This is a genomic window from Cryptosporangium arvum DSM 44712, from assembly GCF_000585375.1.
Taxonomy (GTDB): domain Bacteria; phylum Actinomycetota; class Actinomycetes; order Mycobacteriales; family Cryptosporangiaceae; genus Cryptosporangium; species Cryptosporangium arvum.
Window position 1 is genome coordinate 6,935,783 of the sequence record NZ_KK073874.1, and the last position, 23,366, is coordinate 6,959,148.

Here is a 23,366-nt window from a genome sequence, read left to right on the forward strand (position 1 = left end):
TCGGCCGTCGTAGGCCCGGGAAGCGTCGTAGGGCCGGTCAGCTGCGGCCGGCCGCCCGGACGAGGGCCCAGCCGAGGCCGAGCGCCACGAGGCCGATCCAGGCGGTCACCGGCACCACCACGAGGTGCGCGGTCCGCTCGGCCAGCATCCCGTTGAGGCCGGTCACCGCGACCACGAGCATCCCGAACGTCGCCAGCACCACCCCGGTGGCCGCGCCGACCCCGTCCAGCGACCGGCTCCGCGAAGCCACCCCGGCCCCTGGGGAAGCCACCGCGGCCCCCGGCGAGGACGGGGCCCGCCCCGGGCGCTCGAACCGGCGGAAGACCAGCACCAGCGGGAGAAGCAGCGCGGCCAGCACGGCGAGCCACACCGGGCGGGTGACCCACCACAGCGCACCCCCGGGAGCCGGCGTCGGCAGCCCCACCGACACCGCTGCCGCCAGCGCGAACAGCGCCGTCAGGTGCCACAGGAACACCGTCATGACGACGCCGTTGGCCGCGACGACGCTCGTCCACACGGACGGACGCGCCAGCCACCGCGTCACCGGCCGCCGGGCCAGCACGACCAGACCGGTGAGCCAGGCCCCGTGCGCCACCAGCGCCAGCGTCGGCGGGTTCATGTTCGAGACGCCCGCGCCGGGCAGCCCCACCATCGATACCGGGTACCAGCCCAGCACCACCGTGAGCGTCACCGTGGAGACCAGGCCGCCGAGCACGAGGCCCACCCCCACCCGCCGGGTCAGCACGCCGTCGGCGTAGAGGAAGCCCAGCTGGTGCGCGGCCAGCCAGACCAGCGCCACGTTCAGCGCCCCGACCGCCTCGACGTCGCCGAGCAGCCGGATCGCGTCCACGACCCCGGCCGCGGCGACCAGGGCGACCGGAACCCGGACGCCCCACCGCCGGTGCGCGGCGTACATCAGCGGCGCCAGCCCGACGACCCCGAGGTACACCCCGAGGAACCAGAGCGGCTGCACGATCGTCCGGGTCGCCAGGCGGAGCACCTCGCTCGACTGCCAGCCGGCCAGCTCGGTCGCGGCCGCCACCGACGCCCAGACGGCCAGGAACACCGCGGTGGGCGCGAGCAGACGACGCAGCCGGGCGGCGACGAACGCCGCGTACGTCCGTCGTCGCGAGGTCAGCGCGGCCGCGTGCGCGGCTCCGCCGACCAGGAAGAACAGCGGCATCACCTGGAAGATCCAGGTCAACCCCTGGGCCGCGGGCAACGACGCGAGCACGTTCCCGGCGCGCAGCTGCCCGTCGTCGACGCTGAGCGTGAGCATCGACCAGTGACCGACGACCACCACACCGATCGAGACGACACGCAGGAGGTCGACGTAGCGGTCGCGGGTCGCCGGGGTGGCCGCGGCGAGCTCGGCCGCCGACAGACTCGAGGTTGTCATGCGTCCACGGTCCCGGCTCGCCGACGGGCAACGCAGAGCAGAACTACTCGGAAACCGCCATGATGTCGGCCATGACCACGACATCCACGACGTCCGAGCCCGTCCACCCGAACGTCGCGGCCGTCAACGCCGTCCTCGAGGCGTTCGGCTCGGCGAACCGCGTCCGGATCCTGCCGGACGCCGCACGCACCGCGGCGCAGGCGGCCGAGGCACTCGGTGTGACCGTGGGGCAGATCGCGAACTCGCTGATCTTCGACGCCGACGGCGTGCCGCTGCTGGTGCTCGCGTCCGGTGCGCACCGGGTCGACACCGCGATGGTGGCCGCGCTGGTCGAGGTGGAGACGGTCCGCCGCGCGAGCCCGGAGTTCGTCCGCGACGCCACCGGTCAGGCCATCGGCGGCGTGGCCCCGGTCGGGCACCCGACCCGCGTGCGCACGCTCGTCGACGTCGCGCTCGCGGCCTACGACACGGTGTGGGCCGCCGGCGGTATCCCGCACGCGGTTTTCCCCACCACCTATGACGAACTGCTGCGAATCACCGGTGGTGTCGCGGCCGAGGTCGCCTGACGCTGCCGTTCGCCACGCCCACCCGTAGGCTGACGACATGCCATCCCCGGCCGTCGTCACCGTCCACGTGTGGAACGTGCCGAACCGCCGGGTTCCGGCCGCGTTGACCCGGATGGCCACCGACCGGCTGCGCCTCAAGCGGGTGCCGGGGCTGCGGTTCGCGCGCCTGCTGGGCACCGGCCACGGCGACACGTTCACGATCCGGGACGCGGATCCGAACCGCTGGGCGCTGCTGGCCACCTGGGGGTCGGAGGCCGAGGCGGCGGCGTTCGAGCGCGCGCCCACCGCGAGAGGCTGGGACCGCCTGGCCGACGAGCGGTGGCGGGTCGAGCTGACCCCGCTGGCCTCACACGGCCGCTGGTCGCGCCGGGAGCCGTTCGGCGCCCCCACCCCGCGTAAGTGGGAGGGTCCGGTCGCCGCGCTGACCCGGGCGCGCCTGTCGGCGCGGAAAGCGGTCAGGTTCTGGCGCGCGGTGCCGCCGGTGGCGTCGGCGTTGGACGACCATCGCAAGGACGGCGGCCTGCGGGCCGCGATCGGCGTCGGCGAGGCCCCGGCCGGTTGGCAGGGCACGCTGAGCGTCTGGCGGAGCGCGGACGACCTCCGCGCGTTCGCGTACCAGGGAGCCGCCCACGTGGCGGCGATCCGTAGAACTAAGGAGACCGGGTGGTACGCCGAGGAACTCTTCGCCCGTTTCGGCGTGGTGCGGGCGGACGGCTCGCTGGACGGCAGAGATCCGCTGACGTGACCCCGCTGACCCCGGTGCGCTGGTCCGCCCGCGACGTCGTCTCCCACCTCGACGAGGTGCTCAACGTCTACGGCTCCGCGATGAACTACTCCCCCAGCCTGGTCGAAGGCCGGCGGGGCATCCTCGTGGCGCACACCCGGCGGCCGGAGTTCCGCGCCGTCGGCACGTTCGACGCGGAGGGCCACGTCGTCGGGTTCGGGTACGGCTACCGGGGCGAGCCGGGCCAGTGGTGGCACGAGCACGTGCGTTCGCGCCTGGATCCGAACGGATACCGGGCCTGGCTCTCGGACTGCTTCGAGGTCGTCGAGCTGCACGTCGCGCCGGGCGTCCAGGGCCAGGGCATCGGGGAGAAGCAGATCCGGCTGCTGCTCGAGGGCGTGAACCGGCGCACCACGGCGCTGTCGACGCCCGAGGGCGGCGAGTCCAGGGCCTGGAAGCTGTACCGGCGCCTCGGGTTCCTCGACGTGCTGCGCGACGTCGTGTTCCCCGGTGACGACCGGCCGTTCGCGGTGCTCGGGCGAGGACTCCCGCTCGACGACCCGACACCGTGACCACCCGGCGGCTCCCGGTCGTCCTGGTCGGGCTGACCGTCCTGGCCCAGATCGCCTATCCGCTGGTCAGCGGCTCCACCCGGAGCGCGCTGACGGTCCTGACGGTGGTGCTGGGGTTCGCGGCGGCGGTGACGCACGCGGTCCTGACCCGGGGCGCGCGGGTCGCCGCCGTCCTGGTCGTGGTCACCGCGGGCGGCGGGCTGCTGGTCGAGGCGCTGGGTACGGGCACCGGCTTCCCGTTCGGGGAGTACACGTACGCCGGGTCGCTCGGGGGCAAGGTGCTCGGCGTCCCGTGGGTGATCCCGCTCGCCTGGACGATGATGGCCTGGCCGGCCTGGCTGGTGGCCGGTCGGCTGACCTCGGGGTGGGCGCGGGTGCTGGTGTCGGGATGGGCGCTCGCGTCCTGGGACCTGTTCCTCGACCCGCAGATGGTCGACGCCGGTCACTGGACCTGGGCCTCGCCGGGCGCCGGTCTGCCCGGCGTCCCCGGCATCCCGGTCTCCAACTACGCCGGGTGGGTGCTGGTCGCGGTGATCATGTCCGCGTTCCTGCACCTGCTGCTGCCCGCGTCCGACGACGACCGGGCCGCGCCGATGCTCGGGTTCTACCTCTGGACCTACGCGTCCTCGGTGCTGGCCCACGCGGTCTTCTTCGGCCTGCCGGCGTCGGCCGCCTGGGGTGCGCTCGGCATGGGGCTAGTGGCGATTCCCCTGGCGGTGCGCCTCGCGCGCACCACCCGCCCGGCCCCGGTGGCGAGCGCCCGATGAGCCGGCGGCGTTGGGCGACCAGCCCGGTCGCCTTGGCCACGGCCGGTGCGGTGGCGCTCGCGGTGCACTCGGTGGTCAACGCCCGGCGGCTGCGTCGCCCGCCCGCGCATCCACCGGTCGCCGACGTGCGGGTGTCGGTGCTGCTGCCGGTGCGCGACGAGGAGCAGCGGGTCGAACCGTGCCTGCGGGCGCTGCTGGCGCAGCGGGGCGTTCCGGCGTACGAGATCGTCGTGCTCGACGACGGCAGCACCGACCGCACCGCCGACGTCGTCCGCCGGGTCGCCGGCGGGGATCCCCGGGTGCGGCTGGTCGCCGGGGGACCGCTCCCGGCCGGCTGGCTCGGCAAGCCGCACGCCTGCCAGCAGGCCGCCGACGCCGCCGACCCCTCGTCGGACGTGGTGATCTTCGTCGACGCGGACGTGGTGCTCGCGCCGGACGCGGTCGCGGCGGCGCTCGCCGTGCTCGACGAGTCGGGGCTGGACCTGATCTCGCCGTACCCGCGCCAGGTGGCCGACTCCCCCGCCGAGCGGCTGGTGCAACCGCTGCTGCAGTGGTCGTGGCTGACCACGCTCCCGCTCGGACTGGCCGAACGGTCCCCGAAGCCGTCGCTGACCGCGGCGAACGGACAGTTCCTCGTCGTGCGCCGGACCGCCTACGACGCCGCCGGTGGCCACGCCGCCGTCCGCGACGACGTCCTCGAGGACATCGGCCTGCTCCGCGCGGTGAAGCGCAGCGGCGGCCGCGGTGTGGTCACCGACGGCTCGACGCTCGCCGAGTGCCACATGTACGGCTCGTGGGCCGAGCTGCGCGACGGGTACGGCAAGTCGCTCTGGGCCGCGTTCGGGTCGCCCGCCGGTGCGGTCGCCACGGTCGGAGCGCTGTCGTTGCTCTACGTCCTGCCGGCCGTCGCCGCACTGCGCGGAAGCCGCCTCGGCCTGCTCGGCTACGCGGCCGGCGTCACGAGCCGCGTGGTGGCCGCCCGCGCCAGCGGTGGCCGCGCCTGGCCGGACGCGCTCGCCCACCCGGCGTCGATCCTGGTGTTCGGCTACCTGACCGCGCGGTCGTGGCGTGGACGGCGCCGGGGCACGCTGACCTGGAAGGGCCGCACCGTCGTCTGAGGGCGGTGCGACTTCGCTGATGTTCCTCCCCGAGTGGGGCCGGACTCCCTAAGGTCTCGGCCGTGCGCGGGTACTCCGGACCTGACCTGGCCATCGACTTCGGTTCGACCCACACCGTCGCGGCCCTGCGCGGACGGGACGGGCGGGCTCAGCCGCTGATGTTCGACGGCAGCTTCCTGCTGCCGTCCGCGGTGCTGGTCGGATCGGCCGGCCGGGTGAGCGTCGGGCGCGACGCGGAACGGGCAGCGCGGCTCGAACCGTCGCGTTTCGAGCCGAACCCGAAGCGCCGGGTGGACGACGGAACCGTGCTGCTGGGATCGCAGCAGGTGCCGGTGGCGCGTCTCGTCGCGGGGGTGCTGCGCCGGGTCGCCGACGAGGCCGCCCGGGTCGCGGGTGGCCTGCCGGCCCGGATCGTGCTGAGCCACCCGGCCCAGTGGGGTGCCCGGCGTCGTCAGCTGCTGGTGGACGCCGGGGCGGAGGCCGGGCTGCCCGCGGTGTCGCTGGTGGCCGAACCGGTCGCGGCGGCCCGCTACTTCACCGGCGTGCTGGGGCGCTCGGTGCCGGAAGGGGCCGCGTTACTGGTGTACGACTTCGGCGGCGGCACGTTCGACACCGCGGTGCTGCAGGCGGCCGGTGCGGGCTGGCGGGTGCTCGCGTCCGACGGTCTGCCCGACGTGGGCGGGCTGGATCTCGACGCGGCGATCGTCGAGCACCTGGGGACGACGGTCGGGGCCCGGTCGCCGGACGTCTGGGCCCGGCTGATGCACCCCGCCGACGACGCCGCCCGCCGCCGGAACCGGATGCTCTGGGAGGACGTGCGTGCGGCGAAGGAGCAGCTGTCGCGGACGTCGGTCGCGACCCTGCTGATCCCGATGCTCGATCTGGACGTGCACGTGACGCGGCCGGAGTTCGAGCAGCTGGCCCGGCCGTACCTGGAGCGGACGGCGGACGTCACCGCGGGTGCGTTGCAGCGCGCCGGGGTGCGTGCCGACCAGCTCGCCGGGGTGTTCCTGGTCGGGGGATCCAGCCGGGTGCCGCTGGTCGGCACGATCCTCCACCACCGCATCGGGGTGGCCCCCACCGTCATCGAGCAGCCCGAACTGGTGGTGGCAATGGGCAGCCTCGACGAGCCACCGGCCGCCGTTCCCCCGACCGCCGTTCCCCCGACCGCCGGGCCACCACAAGCCGGGCCATCGCCGGCCGGGTCACCTCTGCCGACGCCGCCGGACCAGGAGTCCGCCCCGGAACCGCCCCGGGGCCTGGCGGAGCGAAGACGGGGAATCGCCGCCGCGGCGGGACTGCTCGCGCTCGCGGTCGTGGCCGGAATCGCGGCCTGGATCAACTGGCCCCGGGGCGGATCGGACCCCACCGACCTCGCGTCGGCCTCCCCCGGCGCCGGACACCAGGAGGTCGCCGTCGACAAGACCGCCTGGTACGGCCCGCTGAAGATCACCCTCGGCCGGCTCACCTACGACCAGAACCGGCTCACCCTCGAGACCACGGTCCGGAACGAAGGCGCGGACCCGTTCAGCCCCGACGTCACGATGACGTTCACGCTCGACGGCGTCCAGACCGCCCTCGACCCGACGACCTTCGACCCGGTCGCGGGCGGACGCACGACACGCATCAGCTACACGGCCCGCTCGGTGAACGTCGACGCGAGCATCGCCGACGGCCTCGTCACGATCGGCCGCGGCGACGAGGCCAGGGCCACCGTTCCCGCGGGCGACAAGGGCGAACTCGTCGCCCACGAGCCACGTAGCGTCCTGCCGAGGCCGGTGAAGCTGGCCCTGCGCGACCTGGTCGTCACGGTGCGCTCGTGCCACCTCCGGGGCGGTTTCTTCGACTACAACGGCCAGGCCGACGCCGGCTACCAGGCCCTGACCTGCGTCGTGGACGCCCAGTACACCGGTAGCGCGGGCGCGGGCCACTACTTCGGCACCGACAACCTCGTGCTCGCCGAGCCCGGCGGCACCGAGACCGGTTCGACGACCTCGGTCAACGAGGCGCTCTACGGCCCGGAGGTCCACCGCAACGTCACGCCGGGCTTCCTGGTCGCCTCCCCCGCGACGGGCCGTTACCGGCTCCGGCTGGTCGACGTCCACGCCGGCGAGACCCGCACCCCCGCGATGACGAGGGACCTCGACCTGCCGCTGTGAGCCGCATCGACGACAATCGCACTGTGGCTGATGTCGTGGTGGTCGGAGCCGGAGTCGGTGGGCTGGCTGCGGCCGCCCGGCTGGCGGTCGGTGGACATCGGGTCACGGTGTGCGAGCGTGCCGACGAGGTCGGCGGCAAGCTCGGGCTGCTGACCCGCGACGGGTTCCGCTTCGACACCGGTCCGAGCCTGGTCACGATGCCGCAGGTGTTCGCGGACTTCTTCCGGGAGACCGGCGATCCGCTCGAGTCGGTGCTCGATCTGGAGCCGCTCGACCCGATCGCGCACTACCGCTTCGGCGACGGTACCGAGCTGAGGTCCTGCGCCGACCCCTACGAGTTCCGCCGGCGGATCGACGACGCGTTCGGCGGCGGGGCCGGCCGCGACTGGGCGGCGTTCTGGGCCCGCGCCGAACGCATCTGGGACGCCACCTACGAACCGTTCCTGGCCTCGACCCTGGACGGCCCCCGCACGCTGGCCCGCTACGCGACGCGCACGACCGACCTGCTGACGATCGCGCCCGGCCGCTCGCTGCGCGGGCTGGCCCGGGCCTACCTCCGCGACAAGCGCCTGCGCCAGTTCGTCGAGCGCTACGCGACCTACACCGGGTCCGACCCCCGCCGGGCACCGGCCGCGCTCGCCTCGGTGCCGTTCGCCGAGCTGAAGTACGGCGGCTGGTACGTGCGTGGCGGGCTGCGCACGCTCGCCGACGCGCTGCTCGATCGCTGCACCGAGCACAAGGTCACGATCCGCACCGGCACCGAGGTCACCCGCATCACCGCGAACGGCGCCGGGGTGACCGGGGTCGAGCTGGCCGACGGCGCTCACCTGCCGGCCGACGTGGTCGTGGCCAACGCGGACGCCGCACACGTCTACTCGGACCTGATCAGGGTGCCCTCGGCGGCCCGGCGGCTGCGGCGCACCACCCCGTCGCTCTCCGGCTTCGTGGTGCTGCTCGGAGTGCGCGGGCGGACGCCCGGCCTGGCCCACCACACGGTGCTGTTCCCGCCGGGTGACCTGCCCGGCAGCTACGACGCCGAGTTCGACCACGTCTTCGGCGACCCGGGCCGTCCGGTCCCGGACCCCACGCTCTACCTCTCGGTACCCGACGATCCCGCCGTGCGGCCCGACGGGCACGAGGCGTGGTTCGTGCTGGTGAACGCCGCGCGGCAGGGCGTCGGTAGGGGCGCGGTGGACTGGCGGACGCCGGGCCTGGCCGAGCGGTACGCGGACCTGCTGGTGCGACGCCTGGCCGAGCGGGGGTACGACCTGTCCGACCGCATCGTGTTCCGCGAGATCCGCACGCCCGCCGACCTCGAGGCGCGGACGCACGCGGTCGGCGGCGCGATCTACGGCACGTCGAGCAACGGCGCGAGCGCGGCGTTCCTGCGCCCGGGTAACCGCAGCGCCGTCCCCGGGCTGTTCCTGGTCGGCGGGAGCTCCCACCCCGGCGGCGGCCTTCCCCTGGTGACGCTCTCGGCTCAGACCGTCGCGGGGCTGATCGGACCGGCCTAGCGGACGGCGACCGAGGCCGGGGCCAGGTTCGCCCACACCTCACGGGTCGAGGCCGACCGGTTGAGCGTGATGAAGTGGATGCCGGGCGCGCCTTCGGCGAGCAGCTTCACCGACAGCTCGGTCGCCACCTCGACGCCGATCGCCCGCACGGCCAGCGGGTCGTCGGCGACCGCACGCAGCCGCGCGGCGAGGTCGGCCGGGAACTCCGCCCCGGACAGCACGGCCATCCGCTCGATCTGCGACACGTTCGTCACCGGCATCACGCCCGGCACGATCGGCACGTCGCACCCGGCGGCCTCCACCGCGTCGCGCAGCCGCGCCCAGTCCTCCCAGTTGAAGAAGAACTGCGTGATCGCGAAGTCCGCGCCCGCACGGCACTTGTCCACGAAGAACCGCACGTCGGACTCGAAGTCCGGCGACCGCGGGTGCTTCTCCGGGAACGCGGCCACCCCGACGCAGAACTCGCCGGAGTCACGCACCAGCCGCACCAGGTCGCTGGCGTACTCGTAGCCCGAGGGGTGCGCCACCCACTCCGCCTGCGGGTCACCCGGCGGGTCGCCGCGCAGCACCAGCACGTCGTGCACGCCGGCCGCGGCGTAGTGCCCGATCACGTTGCGCAGCTCGGACACGGAGTGGTCCACCGCGGTGAGGTGCGCCATCGGCAGTAGCGTCGTCTCCGACGCGATCCGCTCGGTGATCGAGACCGTGCGGTCGCGGCTGGACCCACCAGCCCCGTAGGTGATCGACACGAACGAGGGCTGCAACGCCTCGAGCTCGCGGATCGCCTGCCAGAGCTGCCGCTCCCCGGCGTCGGTCTTGGGCGGGAAGAACTCGAACGAGAACGTCGGCGCCTCGTTCCGGACGAGGTCACCCACGGACGTCCGCCGAACGGAGACACCGGTTGCCATGTGCCAAGACTGTAGTCCTGTCGACCAGCTACCTTGACATGAACCCGTCAAAGAAGGAGTTCCGCGTGCCCGTCTCAACGCTCGACCGGGCCGACCTGCGCACCCGCGTCAGCGCGTCCCTCCGCGCCCAGCTCCACCGTCAGCGCGGACACCTCGCGCTGGTCGGCCCGGAGCTCGGTCCGGTCGCCGATGCCCTCGTGGACTTCCTCGACGGCGGCAAACGCCTCCGCCCCGCGTTCGGGTACTGGGGGTTCCGGGCCGCCGGTGGCCACGACTCGGAGGCCGTCGTGCGCGCCGTCGCCGCGCTGGAGTTCGTGCAGGCGTGCGCGCTCATCCACGACGACGTCATGGACGGCTCGGACACCCGGCGCGGGAAGCCGGCCGTGCACAAGCGGTTCGCCGCGCTGCACCGGGCCGAGGGGTACGAGGGCGACGCCGAGAAGTTCGGCACCGCGGCCGCGATCCTGCTCGGAGACACCTGCCTGATCTGGGGCGACGAGATGCTCGACCGCTCCGGCCTGCCCGACGACGCGTTGAAGCGGGCCCGCCCGGTGTGGGACGAGATGCGCACCGAGATCATGGCCGGTCAGTACCTCGACGTGCTGGCGCAGGCGCAGGGCGACCACTCGGTCGACCGGGCGATGCGTGTCGTGCGCTACAAGTCGGCGAAGTACACCGTCGAGCGTCCGCTGCACCTGGGCGCCGCGCTGGCGGGCGCCGGCGCGGACCTCACCGAGGCGCTGAGCCGCTACGGCCTGCCGGTCGGCGAGGCGTTCCAGCTGCGCGACGACGTGCTCGGGGTGTTCGGTGACCCGGCCGAGACCGGCAAACCGGCCGGCGACGACCTGCGTGAGGGCAAGCGCACGCTGCTGCTCGCCTACGCGGCCGAGCGGGCGACGACCGCCCAGACCGAGCTGATCGACCGCCACCTCGGCGACCCCGAGCTGACCGACGACGGGGTCGAGGCGCTGCGCGGGGTACTCGTCGAGACCGGTGCGCTCACCCGCACCGAGGAGCGCATCGGCGCGCTGGCCACCCGCGCGCTGGAGGTGCTCAGGACCGCGGCGTTCGACGCCGAAGCCGCCGACGCGCTGGGCGAACTCGCCGCCGCCGCCACGGCCAGGACGGCGTGACCGTCGGCGTGTCGAAGCCGATTGCAACCCGGCCCGGGCCCAATGAAGACTGTGATCAGTCGACGGGGAGTGCTCGCCGGTAGCGCCGCGCTGTTCGGCCTGGCCGCGGTGGGCGTCGGGGCGGGCCGGGCCGAGGCCGCGAACCATCCGGCGCTGCGGGCCGGCTACCGGTTCCTCGACACCGCGATGGACGTGCACTACCCGGCCTACGGCGAGCTGCGGCTTCCGCAGTCCTACACCGACGAGGCGGGGTTCTACGCCTCCGCGTACACGGCCGACGCCGCCCTGGCCGCGCTGGCCTACCTGGCCGACGGCACGGACGCCTCGCTCGCCCGGGCGAAGACGATCGGCGACGCACTGCGCTACGCGCAGCAGCACGACCCGGCGTACCGGGACGGCCGCCTGCGCGAGTCGTACACGGTCGGGCCGTACGACAACAGGAACGGCGTCGTGCAGGCCAACGGGTTCGTGCAGCCGGACGGTCTGGTGAACGCCGGCAACGTCTTCGACCACAGCGGCAGTGGCACCGGCGACCAGGCGCTGGCCGGGCTGGCGTTGCTCGCGCTGGCGCGCCGGGGCCTCGGTGCGGCCTACGGGACCGCGGCCGTGGCGCTCGGCGACTGGGTCGTCGCGAACTGCTCGTCCGACGCTCGCCTCGGCGGCTTCCGGGCCGGCATCGACCGGGCCGGAAGCGTCCTCACTCGCACCGACACCGCCCAGAACGCGGCGCTGGCGGCGTTCTTCGGCCAGCTGGCCGCGTTCACCGGCGCGAAGGGGTGGACCGAGCGCCGGGACCGGGCGGCCGCGTTCGTGGCCGCGATGTGGCAGGGCACCTTCTACGCGTCCGGCTCGTACGACGGCGTGCTGGCCGCGGCCTTCCCGGTGACCACCGAGGCCCAGACCGTGCCGGTGCTCGCGCTGCGCCCGGCCGCGCGGACCGCCGGGCTGGACTACGTGACCTCGGCCCTGACCACCACCGACACGCCCGGCAGCCCGAACAGTGTCCTGACCGCCGACCAGACGGCCACCGGCGTGACGTTCAGCGACTGGAGCCGCCAGGCCGACCCCGACCAGCCGATCGAGCCCGGCCTGAGCCGGCCCGACCCGGACGCGGTCTGGTACGCCGGGTCGGCCCAGCTGGCGGCCGCGCTGCTCAGCCGGGGCAACACCGGGGACCGCACGGCCGCGTACGCCCGGCTCACCGCGCTCGTCGACGTGCAGGCGCGGTTCGTCGGTGGCCGGACCGCCGGCGCGAAACCGGCGCCGACCGGCGAGGGCCTGATCGCGGCGTCCGGCCCGCTGCACACCGGTGTGACCGAGTCGGGCTACTACCCGTACCGGCACGTCGGCACGACGGCCTGGTTCCTGCTCGCCGCGACCGGCCGCAACCCCTACGCGCTCGACCGGAAACCCCCGGTGTAGCTCCCGAAATGCCGATCACATCCGCGTGCCATACGGTTCGAGCGTGCGTACGGTTCAGGGGCCAACAGATCACGTCGTCGTCGTCGGAGCCGGCCTCGCCGGCCTCTCGTGCGCGCTGAGACTTCTCGGCGCGGGACGGCAGGTGACGATCGTCGAACGTGAGGACGTACCGGGCGGGCGCGCCGGGCGTCTGACCGTCGACGGCTACCAGTTCGACACCGGCCCGACCGTCCTCACGATGCCCAACCTGATCGAGGACGCGTTCGGCGCGGTCGGCGAGCGGATGGACGACTGGCTCACGCTCGATCCGGTCAGCCCCCTCTACCGGGCGTTCTACCCGGACGGTTCGACGCTCGACGTCCACCCGGAGACCGAGCGGATGGCCGCGGAGATCGCGAGCGTCTGCGGGCCGGCCGAGGCCGCCGGGTACCGCAAGTTCGTCGACTTCGTCTCCGAGCTCTACCGCCTGGAGATGGACGAGTTCATCGACCGGAACCTCGATTCCCCGCTCGACCTGGTCGGCCCCGGCGTCGCCCGGCTGCTCGCGCTCGGCGGTTTCCGGCGCCTCGCGCCCAAGGTCGGCCAGTACCTGAAGGACCCGCGGACCCAGCGGATCTTCAGCTTCCAGGCGATGTACGCCGGGGTCTCGCCGTTCCAGGCGCTCGCGATCTACGCGGTGATCGCGTACATGGACTCGGTCGCCGGCGTGTTCTTCCCCCGCGGCGGTATCCACGCGGTGCCCTCGGCGCTGGCCGCGGCGGCCGAGAAGCACGGCGCGCGGATCCGGTACGGCACGACCGTCACGCAGGTCGAGACCCGCAACGGCCGCGCGACCGGGGTGCGCACCAGCGACGGCGAGCGCATCGCGGCCGACGTCGTCGTGCTCAACCCGGACCTGCCGGTCGCCTACCGCGACCTGCTCCCCTCGTCGGTGGCTCCGCGGCGGCTGGGGTCGCTGCGCTACTCCCCGTCCTGCTTCCTGCTGCACGTCGGTTCGACCGCCACGTACTCGAAGACCGTGCACCACAACATCCACTTCGGACGGGCCTGGAAGCGGACGTTCACCGAGCTGATCGACCGCCAGGAGCTGATGAGCGACCCGTCGCTGCTGGTGTGCAACCCGACGCGCTCGGACCCGTCGCTGGCCCCCGACGGGCGGCAGACCTACTACGTGCTCGCCCCCACGCCGCACGCCGGGGCGCCGATCGACTGGTCGGTGGTCGGGCCGCGGTACCGCGACGAGCTCCTCGCGGTGCTCGAGCAGCGGGGTTACGTCGGGTTCGGCGACGGCATCGAGGTGGAGCGGACCGTGACCCCCGCGGACTGGCAGGCCTCCGGGCTGGCGATGGGGGCGCCGTTCGCGGCCGCCCACACGTTCTTCCAGACCGGCCCGTTCCGGCCGACGAACCTCGCCCGGGGGCTGGAGAACGTGGTGTTCACCGGGTCGGGCACGCAGCCGGGCGTCGGCGTCCCGATGGTGCTGGTGTCGGGTCGGCTCGCGGCCGAGCGGATCACCGGTCCCCAGGGCTGACACCATGGTGGTCGTGTCCGCGCCCGCCACCGCCGTCGGAGTCGAACGCGACCGGCTGACCCGGTCGCGGTGGCTGGGGCTCGCGGGGTCCGCGCTGGTGGCGGTCGGCGGGCTGGGCGCCGGTGCGCTGCCGCGCCCCGATCCGCTGTCCGACGCTCCGGTGCTGCGGTTGTTGCGCCACGGCGCCGGGCCCGGCGTCTGCATCGCGCTGGCCGCCGTCGGAATGGCGCTGCTCGTGCTGGCCTGGTGGCGGGTCCGCCCGGCCGACGCGCCTTGGATCACGCGCACCGCCGCGCTCTGGGCCGTCCCGCTCGCGCTGACGCCGCCGCTGTTCAGCCGGGACCTCTACATCTACGGCGCACAGGGCCTGCTGCTGGCCCGCGGGTACGACCCGTACCAGGTGGGGCCGGACGCGATGACCAGCGGGCCCGGCGTGGACTGGCTCACGTCGATCTCCCCGACCTGGGCCGGGACACCCGCGCCCTACGGTCCGCTGTTCCTGTTCTTCAGCAGCCGGATCGCCGACGCCGCGCACGGCAACCTCGTCGTCGCGGTGTTCGGGCTGCGGGCGCTGGCGGTGCTCGGCGTCCTCGCGCTCGCCCTGCTCGTGCCCCGGCTGGCCACCGCGTTCGGCGCCGAGCCGGGCCGCGCCCAGTGGCTGGTGATCGCGAATCCCCTGGTGCTGAGCGTGTTGATCGCCGGTGGGCACAACGAGGCCCTGATGCTCCCGTTCCTCGCCGGCGCGCTGCTGGTGGCCGTCCGGGCCGGTGACCGGCTGTGGGTCGCGGCCGCGGGGGCCGGCGCGCTGGCCGGGTTCGCGGTCGCGACGAAGGTGTCGGCGGTCGTGGCGCTGCCGTTCGTCGTCCTGCTGGTCGCCGCCGCGCGGCCCGCCGCCCCCGGGTGGCGGTGGTGGTGGCACCGCGTCCAGGTGGGGGCCGTCGCCGGCGCCGCGACGGTGCTGGTGGTCGCGCTCGTGTGCCTTGCGGCCGGCCTCGACGCGGGCTTCGTCCACGCGCTCTCGGTGACCAACGGGATGAGTACGCAGTGGACCTCGATCCCGACCGGCTGGGGCCTGGCCGCGGGCTGGTTCACCACCGCCGACGACACCGTCCTGGACGCCGCCAGGGCCCTCGGCACGCTCGTCACCGCGGTGCTGCTCGTCGTCCTCTGGTGGCGGGTGCGCCACGACGGACCCGGGCGGATCGCGGGGGCGTGCGCGGCCGCGTTCCTGGTGCTGGCGTTCCTCGGGGCCTCGTTCCACCCCTGGTACCTGGTGTGGGCGCTGGTGCCGCTCGCCGCCGCGACCGACGCGTGGCCCCGGTTCACCCGGGCGATCGCGGTCCTCAGCGCCGCGCTCTGCTTCCTGGTCCTCCCCAACGGCTACAACCTCGCCCGCGCCACCGAGGTGCCGGGCACCATCCTCGACCTTCTCCTCACCGCGGCCGCGGTGGGCTACGTCAGCTGGAAGGCAGCGAGCCATGAGCGAGCGTGAACTGGACGCCGCCGGAATCACCGATCCGAAACTGCGCGCCTCCTACGCGGAGTGCCGCGACCTCCTCGCCGAACACGGCAAGACCTACCACCTGGCGACGCTGCTGCTCCCGCCCGGCAAGCGCCCGTACGTGCAGGCGCTCTACGGCTTCGCCCGCTACGCCGACGAGATCGTCGACGACCTGAGCTCCACGCTCTCGGACGCCGAGAAAGCCGCGACGCTCGACGCGTTCGCCGCCGAGGTCCGCGCCGACCTCGACCGCGGGTCGTCCGACCACCCGATCACCCGGGCGCTCGTCGACACCGTCACCCGCTGGGACATCGACCGCCGCTACCTCGACGCGTTCCTCGACTCGATGCGGATGGACCTCACCGTCACCGAGTACGCCACCTACGACGACCTGATGACCTACGTCTACGGGTCGGCCGCCGTGATCGGACTGCAGATGGTGCCGATCCTGGAGCACCCGGGCGTACCGCGCGCGGTCGTCGAGCCGTACGCCGCCGACCTCGGCGTCGCGTTCCAGCTGGCGAACTTCATCCGGGACGTGGGTGAGGACCTCCGGCGAGGGCGGATCTACCTGCCGATGGAGGACCTCGCGCTGTTCGGCGTCGACCGCGAGCACCTGGAGCGGGGCGTGGTGGACGGCCCGGTCCGGCGGCTGCTGGCGTTCGAGGTGGCCCGCTGCCGGGAGGTCTACCGCGCGGCCTGGCCCGGCCTGCGGCTGCTGCACCCGGCCAGCCAGGAGTGCATGAAGACCGCGTTCCGGCTCTACGGCGGCATCCTCGACGCGGTCGAGCGCGCTGATTACCAGGTGCTCGACCGCCGGGTCGCGGTCAGCAACACCCGCCGCGCGGCCGTCGCGCTGCCCGCGCTGGCCCGCGCGATCCGGGCGCGGCGAACGTCGCCGGTGGCGCCGCGCCCGTGAGCACGCACCCGGTCAGGCACCTGCAGCGCGCGCGTGACCTGGCCGACGTCCGGTACGCCGAGCCGATCACGGTCGGTGACCTGGCCCGCGCGGCCGGGCTCTCGCCCGCGCACTTCAGCCGCGAGTTCCGCCGGGTGTTCGGCGAGGCGCCGCACCAGTACCTGCTCACCCGGCGCCTGGAGCGCGCCGCGGCGCTGCTGCGCGACACCGACTGGACGGTGGCCCGCATCTGCCACGCCGTCGGGCTGACCAGCGTCGGTTCGTTCACGACCGCGTTCGGCCGGGCGTTCGGGCGCTCCCCGGTCGCCTACCGGGCGTCGTTCCCGCCGGCGACCAGGCACATCCGGATACCGCTCTGCGTCGCGCGCAGCTACGCGCGCCCGGTTTACCGCACGTTTCGAGAAGACGTGCCGCCGTCACCGTCCGTAGATTCGCCGGTATGACCACACGGATCGTGAACGCGCAGTTCTGGGTGCACGACCAGGACGAGGCGCTGGCCTTCTACGTCGGCAAGCTCGGGTGGGAGGTGCGCTCGGACGTCACGATGCCGGAGTGGGCGTTCCGCTGGCTCGTCGTCGGTCCGGTCGGACAGCCCGACGTGGGGCTGGTGCTGATGCCCGTCCCGGGCGCGCCGCTGCTCGACGGCACCGCGTCGGCGCAGCTGGCCGAACTCGTCGCCCGGGGCGCGGGCGGGACGCTGTTCCTCGAGACCGACGACTGCCGGGCCACCTACGACGAGCTGTCCGCGCGCGGCGTCGAGTTCAACGACCCGCCGACGCCGCAGGCCTACGGCATCGACACGTCGTTCCGGGATCCGTCCGGCAACAACGTGCGGCTCACTCAGATGACGGAATTCTCGCCCGGCCGAGCCGAATCCACGTCGACACCGTGAGCAGCACCATCGCGAACCCGAACAACAGGTCCTCCACCGGCGCGTAGACGAGCCGCCACCCGATGATGTCGTCCGGGTTGTACAGCACGATCCCACGTCCGGTGAGGAACCCGTTCGTCAGCAGCTGGAAGAACACGACGATCGCGTAGGAGACCCACCAGACCCGGCGGGTGATCAGCCGGGTCCGCCAGACGAAGAGGTCGACGACGAGCGCGCCGACGACGCCGAGCAACGCGGCCTGCGTGTACGTCACTCGTCGCCGGCCTTCCACTGGGTGACCTTCCGGACGGCCTCGAACGACAGGATCGCCGCGACCGGCACCACCAGGAAGAACAACAGCTCCTCCAACGGCAGCGGCCCGAACCTGACCCCGGTCATCTGGCCGAAGTCGAACGTCCAGTGGTCGGCCGCGATCGCGGCCAGGTCCCAGGCGACGAAGATCACGACCGTCGGAGCCAGCGCCAGCAGCAGCCGCTTCCACCGCCGGTACACCCGTACGCGCAGGAACACCTCGAGCCAGCCGGAACCGATCACCACGAAGACGAGAACGGCCAGGTAACTGAGGTGTCTCAAAAGCCCAGTGCCTGCGCTCGGCGCTTGACCTCGGTCGGCCGTTCGCTCAGCGCGGCCGCCGGCGTGCCCTCGGGCAGCGTCGAGTCGGGGGTGTAGAGCCAGGTCAACGCTTCCTCGGCCTGGTAGCCGGCGTCGTGCAGCACGGTGAGCACCCCGGCCAGGTGGCGCGCCAGGTTGGAGTTCTGCCCCGCCTCCGAGCGCAGGTCGGGGACGAGGTCGGCGGGCAGCTTCAGGACACCGTCCCGGCGGACCGCGATCAGCGTGTTGCTCTTCACCATCTGGTGCACCCGCGTCACCCGGACGTCGAGCCGCTCGGCGGCCTCGGGGACGGTCAGCCATTCACTCGGTTCCACGCCACCACGATCCCACGACGTCTCGGTTGAGCGACGAACGGCGTCCGGCGCGAACCATTTGTCGTCGCAATCCGTGTGCTCGGACATGAAACTCCGTGGTCATATCATGACCAAAGGTCACCATCGAGCCTGGGGGGCGACGTTCTGTCGGCCGGGATGGCAGGTCGCCTGTCTCGTCGACAGTCTCTCCGTACACTGATGCCCGTGGACAGGACGCTGGCCGACCCCATGGTGGGTTCCGTGCTCGAGGGGCGCTACCGAATTCGGGGGCGGATCGCGCGCGGTGGCATGGCGACCGTGTACGACGCCGTCGACGAACGTCTGGAACGAACCGTCGCGGTCAAGGTCATGCATCCGGGGTACGCCTCCGACCCGGCGTTCGTCCACCGTTTCATCCAGGAAGCCCGCTCGGCGGCCGCACTGAGCCATCCGCACGTCGTCGCGGTCTACGACCAGGGCGTGCACGAGGGCCTCGCGTTCCTCGTCATGGAGCAGGTGCAGGGCCGCACGCTGCGCGACGTGCTCACCGCGCGGGGCCGGCTGCCCGCGTCGGACGCGCTCGCGATCCTCGACCCGGTCCTCGACGCGCTGGCCGCCGCGCACCGCGCCGGCATGGTCCACCGCGACGTGAAGCCGGAGAACGTGCTGATCGGCTCGGACGGTCGCGCGGTGAAGGTCGCCGACTTCGGCCTGGCCCGCGCGGTCGCGTCGGTGGGTCCGACCTCCACCCGCGGTGTCGTGATGGGCACTGTGGCCTATGTCTCACCCGAGCAGATCACCTACGGCCAGGCGAGCACGCGCAGTGACGTCTACTCGGCCGGGATCATGCTCTTCGAGATGCTCACCGGCTCGGTGCCCTACGGCGGCGACTCCTCGGTGAACATCGCGTTCCAGCACGTCCACGCGGACGTGCCGCCGCCGTCGTCGCGTGCACCGCTGGTTCCGCCGGCGATCGACGAACTCGCGATGCGCGCCACCCGGCGCGATCCGAACGCGCGCCCGGACGACGCCGGTGCGTTCCTCGACGAGCTGCGCGTGGTGCGTGACGAGCTCGAGGGCCGCAGCACGCGCAGCGTGTCGGGCACCGGCATCCTGCAGGGCCTGAACCAGCCGAGCGGGCCGCCGACGATCACCGCGTCCGCCGCCGTGCCGGTGCCGCAGTCCCCCGGCCAGCACACCCAGGTCGTCCCGCGCGGCCACGAAGCGCGCGGCACCGCGATGATGCCGAACGTCGCTCCGCTGGGCGGCGGTCATCGGGCCAACGGGCCGTCGCTGCCCGGTCCGCTCGGTCGGCTCAGCCCGCAGCACCGCCGGCTCGCGCTGATCGCGGCGATCGTCGTGGTCGCGCTGATCGCCGCGAGCACCGGCTGGTATCTCGGCGTCGGCCGGTACACGTCGACCCCGTCGTTCGACGGGCTCAACCGGGAAGACGCGATCAACCGCGCGAAGACGCAGGGCCTGCGGATCGAGGTCCTGGAGAAGAACGACGACAAGGCGTTGAACGGCCGGGTCTTCGATCAGTCACCGGACGCCGACGGGCGGATCCGCAAGGGCGGCACCGTCACGGTGACGATCTCCAAGGGCCCGAACGTCGTCACGATTCCGGCCACCCTGGCGAAGAAGAGCAAGGGCGAGGCCAGGACCACACTGGAGAAGGCCGGCTTCAAGGTCGCGGAGGACTACGACTTCAGCGACGACGTCGAGTCCAACAAGCTGATCTCGACGACCCCGTTGCTCGGCACGAAAGCGAAGTACGGCTCGACCGTGCTGATGCTGATCAGCCGGGGCAAGGGCGTCGAACTGCCGGATCTGGAAGGCCGGTCCCGCGAGGAGGCCGAGCAGCGCCTCCAGGAGCTCAACCTCCAGTTCACGATCGAGATCGTCGAGTCCGACAACCCCGATCAGGCCGGCAAGGTCATCGAGCAGACGCCGGACAAGGGCCAGGTCAGCGGCGACACCACGATCAAGCTGGAGGTGGCGCAGGGCCAGGCCCAGGTCGAGGTGCCCGACGTCGTCGGCAAGCGGTTCAACGAGGCGCGGGACATCCTGGAAGAGGCGGGGCTGCGCGCCGATCGCCAGGGCGGCGGCCGCGGTGACGACGAAGCGCGGGTGTTCTTCCAGGTGCCGTCGGCCGGGGACAGCGTCGCGGGTAACAGCCGGGTCCGGCTGTTCGTCGGCTGAGCCCACCGGCGGTTAAGCTCGGCGATCGTGTCTCCCATCCTCGGCGCGCACGTGCCCGCTTCCGGAGGGCTCGCCAAGCGCGCGATCCCCTACGTCGAGCGCGTCCGGGCCGGCACCCTGCAGGTGTTCGTGTCGAACCCGCGCGGCTGGGCGCTGGCCCCCGGCGTACCGGCGCAGGACACGAAGTTCGCCGCCTGGGCCGCCGAGCAGGACGTACCGGTCTTCATCCACGCGACGTTCCTGGTCAACCTCGGCTCGAACGTGGAGGCGACGGTCGAGAAGTCGGTCGCGTCGCTGCGTCACGCGGTGGCCCGCGGGCGGGTGATCGGCGCGCGTGGCGTCGTGTTCCACGCCGGGTCGTCGCTGGCCACCGAACGGCGCGCGGAGGCGTACGGGCAGCTGCGCGCGCACCTGCTGCCGCTGCTCGACGAGCTGACGCCGGACGACCCCGACCTGCTGGTCGAGCCGACCGCCGGCGGTGGGTTCGCGCTGGCGTCCCGGGTCGAGGATCTCGGGGAGTACTTCGCCGCCGTTGACGGCCACCCCCGGCTGCGGGTGTGTCTCGACACGTGCCACGCCCACGCGGCCGGGCACGACCTCTCCGAGTCCGGCGGCCTGGCCAAGGTCCTCGACACGCTCGTCGACACGGTCGGCGCCGATCGTCTGGCGCTGGTGCACGCGAACGACTCGCGTGACCCGGCGGGCTCGTTGCGCGACCGGCACGAGACGCTCGGCCGGGGCACGATCGGCGCGGAGGCGTTCGGGGCGCTGTTCACCCATCCGGCCGCGGCCGGGGTGCCGATCGTCGTCGAGACACCCTCCGAGGACGACGGCATCGGCCACGCGGCCGACATCGGCCTGCTCCGCGGGCTGGCCGCCCGCCGATGACGCAGCGGGCTGGCAGCTACCCGACAGCACGTTTCCCGCGTCATCGGTTAGGCTTCGCGTCATGCAGCAGCGCTTCTACTTTTGGTATGGCTACCGCCCGGGCTCTCCCCGGCGGCTAGTCGCGCTGCACTAGAGCGCAAAGCCGCTAAGGAACTCTCGCCCCGGGCCCCAGGCCCGGGGCTCTTTCGTTTTCTAGGAGAAACACCGCAATGGTCATCGTGATGAGTCCCGACGCTTCGGAGAGCGCCCTCTCCACGGTCGTGTCGACGGTCGAGGAGGCCGGCGGCTCGGCGTTCGTCTCCCGTGGCGTAACCCGCACGATCATCGGCGTGGTCGCCGGCGAACCCGTGCTGGCCTCGCTGGAGGTGCAAGGTCTGCCCGGCGTCGCCGAGGTCGTCCGGATCACCTCGCCCTACAAGCTGGTCAGCAGCGAGAACCATCCCCGGACGTCGACCGTGCACGTGCGCGGCGTCCCGATCGGCCCCGACAGCGTCACGCTGATCGCCGGCCCGTGCGCGGTGGAGACCCCCGAGCAGACGCTCGCGGCCGCCCGGATGGCCCGTGGCGCCGGTGCCGCGCTGCTGCGCGGGGGTGCCTACAAGCCGCGCACGTCGCCGTACGCGTTCCAGGGGCTGGGCGTCGACGGCCTGAAGATCCTCGCCGACGTGCGTACCGAGACCGGCCTGCCGGTGGTGACCGAGGTCGTCGACCCGGCCGACGTCGACGTGGTGGCCGAGTACGCCGACATGCTGCAGATCGGCACCCGCAACATGCAGAACTTCCCGCTGCTGCAGGCGGTGGGCGCGATCGGCAAGCCGGTGCTGCTCAAGCGTGGCCTCACCGCCACCTACGAGGAGTGGCTGATGGCCGCCGAGTACATCGCCCAGCGCGGCAACCTCGACATCGTGCTGTGCGAGCGCGGGGTGCGCTCCTTCGAGTCGGCGATCCGGAACATGCTCGACGTGTCGGCGGTGCCGATGATGCACCAGCTCTCGCACCTGCCGATCCTGATCGACCCGTCGCACGCGGCCGGGCGCCGCGAGCTCGTCGTGCCGCTGTCGCGGGCCGCGATCGGCGTCGGCGCGGACGGGCTGCTGATCGACGTCCACCCCCATCCGGAGACCGCCAAGTGCGACGGGCCGCAGGCCCTGCACGGCGACGACCTGGCCGAACTGGAGCTCGCCGTCCGCACTTTGCCGCCGGCGCTCGGTAAGACGCTGACCCCCGCAACTACGCTCTGAGCACCTGATTCGACGAGGCGCCGCCCTTGGGGCGGCGCCTCGTTCGGGTTCGGGAGCGAATTCGCACAACCACTTGCATCCCGCGCACCTTTAGGTGACCCTTACTGAGCCAAGCCTTACCAATGGCCCAGCCGCTCCCGGAGGTGAGCTCATGTACGTCTGCATCTGCGCGCGAGTTCGCGAATCCGAGGTGCGGTCGGCGATCTCCGCCGGCGCCCGCGACGAGTTCGACGTCGGCGAGGCCTGCGGGGCGGGCACCGGGTGCGGGTCCTGCGTCGAGCGGATCTGCGGGTTAATCCAGGACGGAGAAGCGCCGCTGGCCCGAGCTTCCTGACCGCGGGACAACCTCCGATCGTAGACGCCACTCGCTCTACGGTCGGCGAGTCGTGTCCGGCAACAGGAAAAACCTCCGTTTCGACGATAGGGTGGTTGTTCCACACCCGAACGGAGGGCCTCCGGCATGCAAGGCGACGCGAGGACCATCGAGTTCCTCAACGAGCAGCTCACCGCCGAGCTGACCGCGATCAACCAGTACTTCCTGCACGGAAAGATGCAGGAGAACTGGGGCTACACGACTCTGGCTTCGCACACCAAGGCCGAGTCCATCGACGAGATGCGCCACGCCGAGGTGCTCACCGACCGGATCCTGTTCCTCGAAGGGCTTCCGAACTACCAGAAGCTGCTGGCGCTGCGTATCGGCGAGACCGTCCCGGAGATGTTCCGGTGCGACATGCTGATCGAGCAGGAGGCCGTCACCCGGCTGCGCGAGGGCATCGCCCACATGCGCTCGGTCGGTGACCACACGTCGGCGAACCTCTTCGAGGCGATCCTCAAGGACGAGGAACACCACATCGACTACCTCGAGACCCAGCTCGATCTGATCGAGAAGCTCGGCGAGCCGCTGTACCTCTCCCGGTTGGCCCAGCACCCCGAGTCCTGAGCCATTCCTCGAGGCCCACTCCGGCAGCCGCCGGGGTGGGCCTCGATTGTTTCACGCCGCGTATT

At 72.8% G+C, this 23,366-nt stretch carries 24 protein-coding genes; 19 read left to right on the plus strand and 5 right to left on the minus strand.

Annotated elements, in window-relative coordinates; translation table 11 throughout:
- Positions 1 to 37: 37 nt before the first annotated feature.
- Entirely contained in the window at positions 38 to 1,399 is a 1,362-nt protein-coding gene (locus CRYAR_RS31810; RefSeq protein WP_035856942.1) for an acyltransferase family protein, read from the minus strand.
- A gap of 71 nt (positions 1,400 to 1,470) precedes the next feature.
- Here CRYAR_RS31810 and CRYAR_RS31815 point away from each other — a divergent pair, with 71 nt between their 5' ends.
- The 7 genes from CRYAR_RS31815 (at position 1,471) to CRYAR_RS31845 (ending at position 8,819) form a co-directional block, all read left to right on the plus strand.
- Positions 1,471 to 1,965, plus strand: a complete 495-nt coding sequence (locus CRYAR_RS31815; protein WP_035868463.1) for a YbaK/EbsC family protein — start codon at positions 1,471 to 1,473, stop codon at positions 1,963 to 1,965.
- Positions 1,966 to 2,002: 37 nt separating this feature from the next.
- Complete coding sequence (locus CRYAR_RS31820) at positions 2,003 to 2,710, plus strand: DUF3291 domain-containing protein (protein WP_035856943.1); 708 nt, start codon at positions 2,003 to 2,005, stop codon at positions 2,708 to 2,710.
- Between the two features lie 5 nt (positions 2,711 to 2,715).
- The gene (locus CRYAR_RS31825; RefSeq protein ID WP_035868467.1) at positions 2,716 to 3,261 is read left to right on the plus strand and encodes a GNAT family N-acetyltransferase; all 546 of its coding nucleotides are present in this window, start codon (positions 2,716 to 2,718) and stop codon (positions 3,259 to 3,261) included.
- Positions 3,258 to 4,028 carry a carotenoid biosynthesis protein gene (locus CRYAR_RS31830; RefSeq protein ID WP_035856944.1) on the plus strand — a complete coding sequence of 257 codons (771 nt, stop codon included), beginning with the start codon at positions 3,258 to 3,260 and terminating at the stop codon, positions 4,026 to 4,028. Before CRYAR_RS31825 ends, CRYAR_RS31830 begins: the two co-directional genes overlap by 4 nt.
- Positions 4,025 to 5,146, plus strand: coding sequence for a glycosyltransferase family 2 protein (locus tag CRYAR_RS31835; RefSeq protein WP_051571210.1), 1,122 nt, complete (start codon positions 4,025 to 4,027; stop codon positions 5,144 to 5,146). The genes CRYAR_RS31830 and CRYAR_RS31835 overlap by 4 nt, the downstream gene beginning before the upstream one ends.
- 62 nt (positions 5,147 to 5,208) lie before the next feature.
- Complete coding sequence (locus CRYAR_RS43925) at positions 5,209 to 7,305, plus strand: Hsp70 family protein (RefSeq protein ID WP_051571211.1); 2,097 nt, start codon at positions 5,209 to 5,211, stop codon at positions 7,303 to 7,305.
- A 23-nt stretch (positions 7,306 to 7,328) separates the two neighbouring features.
- The gene (locus CRYAR_RS31845) at positions 7,329 to 8,819 is read left to right on the plus strand and encodes a phytoene desaturase family protein (RefSeq protein ID WP_035856946.1); all 1,491 of its coding nucleotides are present in this window, start codon (positions 7,329 to 7,331) and stop codon (positions 8,817 to 8,819) included.
- On the opposite strand, the gene metF is transcribed toward CRYAR_RS31845, so the two are convergent.
- The gene (gene metF, locus CRYAR_RS31850; RefSeq protein WP_035856947.1) at positions 8,816 to 9,727 is read right to left on the minus strand and encodes a methylenetetrahydrofolate reductase [NAD(P)H]; all 912 of its coding nucleotides are present in this window, start codon (positions 9,725 to 9,727) and stop codon (positions 8,816 to 8,818) included. The two genes, CRYAR_RS31845 and metF, sit on opposite strands and share 4 nt — an antisense overlap.
- Positions 9,728 to 9,765: 38 nt before the next feature.
- Here metF and CRYAR_RS31855 point away from each other — a divergent pair, with 38 nt between their 5' ends.
- The 7 genes from CRYAR_RS31855 to CRYAR_RS31885 are packed head-to-tail and all read left to right on the plus strand — an operon-like array spanning position 9,766 to position 17,125.
- Positions 9,766 to 10,860, plus strand: coding sequence for a polyprenyl synthetase family protein (locus CRYAR_RS31855; RefSeq protein ID WP_035856948.1), 1,095 nt, complete (start codon positions 9,766 to 9,768; stop codon positions 10,858 to 10,860).
- A gap of 51 nt (positions 10,861 to 10,911) precedes the next feature.
- Entirely contained in the window at positions 10,912 to 12,282 is a 1,371-nt protein-coding gene (locus CRYAR_RS31860; protein WP_157018228.1) for a Tat pathway signal sequence domain protein, read from the plus strand.
- Between the two features lie 43 nt (positions 12,283 to 12,325).
- Positions 12,326 to 13,813 carry a phytoene desaturase family protein gene (gene crtI / locus CRYAR_RS31865; protein WP_035856950.1) on the plus strand — a complete coding sequence of 496 codons (1,488 nt, stop codon included), beginning with the start codon at positions 12,326 to 12,328 and terminating at the stop codon, positions 13,811 to 13,813.
- 13 nt (positions 13,814 to 13,826) lie between these two features.
- Positions 13,827 to 15,305 (plus strand): polyprenol phosphomannose-dependent alpha 1,6 mannosyltransferase MptB, encoded by a 1,479-nt coding sequence (mptB, locus tag CRYAR_RS31870; RefSeq protein ID WP_157018230.1) that lies wholly within the window; start codon positions 13,827 to 13,829, stop codon positions 15,303 to 15,305.
- Positions 15,292 to 16,233, plus strand: coding sequence for a phytoene/squalene synthase family protein (locus tag CRYAR_RS31875; protein WP_035856951.1), 942 nt, complete (start codon positions 15,292 to 15,294; stop codon positions 16,231 to 16,233). The genes mptB and CRYAR_RS31875 overlap by 14 nt, the downstream gene beginning before the upstream one ends.
- Positions 16,230 to 16,676, plus strand: a complete 447-nt coding sequence (locus CRYAR_RS31880) for an AraC family transcriptional regulator (RefSeq protein ID WP_035856952.1) — start codon at positions 16,230 to 16,232, stop codon at positions 16,674 to 16,676. Before CRYAR_RS31875 ends, CRYAR_RS31880 begins: the two co-directional genes overlap by 4 nt.
- Positions 16,673 to 17,125: a VOC family protein gene (locus CRYAR_RS31885; protein WP_035856953.1), complete on the plus strand. Its 453-nt coding sequence runs from the start codon at positions 16,673 to 16,675 to the stop codon at positions 17,123 to 17,125. The genes CRYAR_RS31880 and CRYAR_RS31885 overlap by 4 nt, the downstream gene beginning before the upstream one ends.
- Here the strand turns inward: CRYAR_RS31885 and CRYAR_RS31890 are convergent.
- The 3 genes from CRYAR_RS31890 to CRYAR_RS31900 are packed head-to-tail and all read right to left on the minus strand — an operon-like array spanning position 17,070 to position 18,051.
- Complete coding sequence (locus CRYAR_RS31890) at positions 17,070 to 17,378, minus strand: lycopene cyclase domain-containing protein (RefSeq protein ID WP_035856954.1); 309 nt, start codon at positions 17,376 to 17,378, stop codon at positions 17,070 to 17,072. The two genes, CRYAR_RS31885 and CRYAR_RS31890, sit on opposite strands and share 56 nt — an antisense overlap.
- On the minus strand, positions 17,375 to 17,698 hold the full coding sequence (locus tag CRYAR_RS31895) for a lycopene cyclase domain-containing protein (RefSeq protein WP_035856955.1): 324 nt from the start codon (positions 17,696 to 17,698) through the stop codon (positions 17,375 to 17,377). The genes CRYAR_RS31890 and CRYAR_RS31895 overlap by 4 nt, the downstream gene beginning before the upstream one ends.
- Positions 17,695 to 18,051 (minus strand): Rv2175c family DNA-binding protein, encoded by a 357-nt coding sequence (locus tag CRYAR_RS31900; RefSeq protein ID WP_035856956.1) that lies wholly within the window; start codon positions 18,049 to 18,051, stop codon positions 17,695 to 17,697. Before CRYAR_RS31900 ends, CRYAR_RS31895 begins: the two co-directional genes overlap by 4 nt.
- Positions 18,052 to 18,255: 204 nt before the next feature.
- Between CRYAR_RS31900 and pknB the strand changes: the two genes are divergently transcribed.
- From pknB to bfr, 5 genes are all read left to right on the plus strand, one after another.
- On the plus strand, positions 18,256 to 20,232 hold the full coding sequence (gene pknB, locus CRYAR_RS31905; protein WP_035868474.1) for a Stk1 family PASTA domain-containing Ser/Thr kinase: 1,977 nt from the start codon (positions 18,256 to 18,258) through the stop codon (positions 20,230 to 20,232).
- A gap of 27 nt (positions 20,233 to 20,259) precedes the next feature.
- Positions 20,260 to 21,120, plus strand: coding sequence for a deoxyribonuclease IV (locus tag CRYAR_RS31910; RefSeq protein WP_035856957.1), 861 nt, complete (start codon positions 20,260 to 20,262; stop codon positions 21,118 to 21,120).
- A gap of 209 nt (positions 21,121 to 21,329) precedes the next feature.
- The gene (gene aroF, locus CRYAR_RS31915) at positions 21,330 to 22,361 is read left to right on the plus strand and encodes a 3-deoxy-7-phosphoheptulonate synthase (RefSeq protein ID WP_035856958.1); all 1,032 of its coding nucleotides are present in this window, start codon (positions 21,330 to 21,332) and stop codon (positions 22,359 to 22,361) included.
- 151 nt (positions 22,362 to 22,512) lie between these two features.
- Positions 22,513 to 22,695, plus strand: coding sequence for a (2Fe-2S)-binding protein (locus CRYAR_RS31920; protein WP_035856959.1), 183 nt, complete (start codon positions 22,513 to 22,515; stop codon positions 22,693 to 22,695).
- Positions 22,696 to 22,821: 126 nt separating this feature from the next.
- Positions 22,822 to 23,301, plus strand: a complete 480-nt coding sequence (bfr, locus tag CRYAR_RS31925; RefSeq protein ID WP_035856960.1) for a bacterioferritin — start codon at positions 22,822 to 22,824, stop codon at positions 23,299 to 23,301.
- Positions 23,302 to 23,366 lie beyond the last annotated feature (65 nt).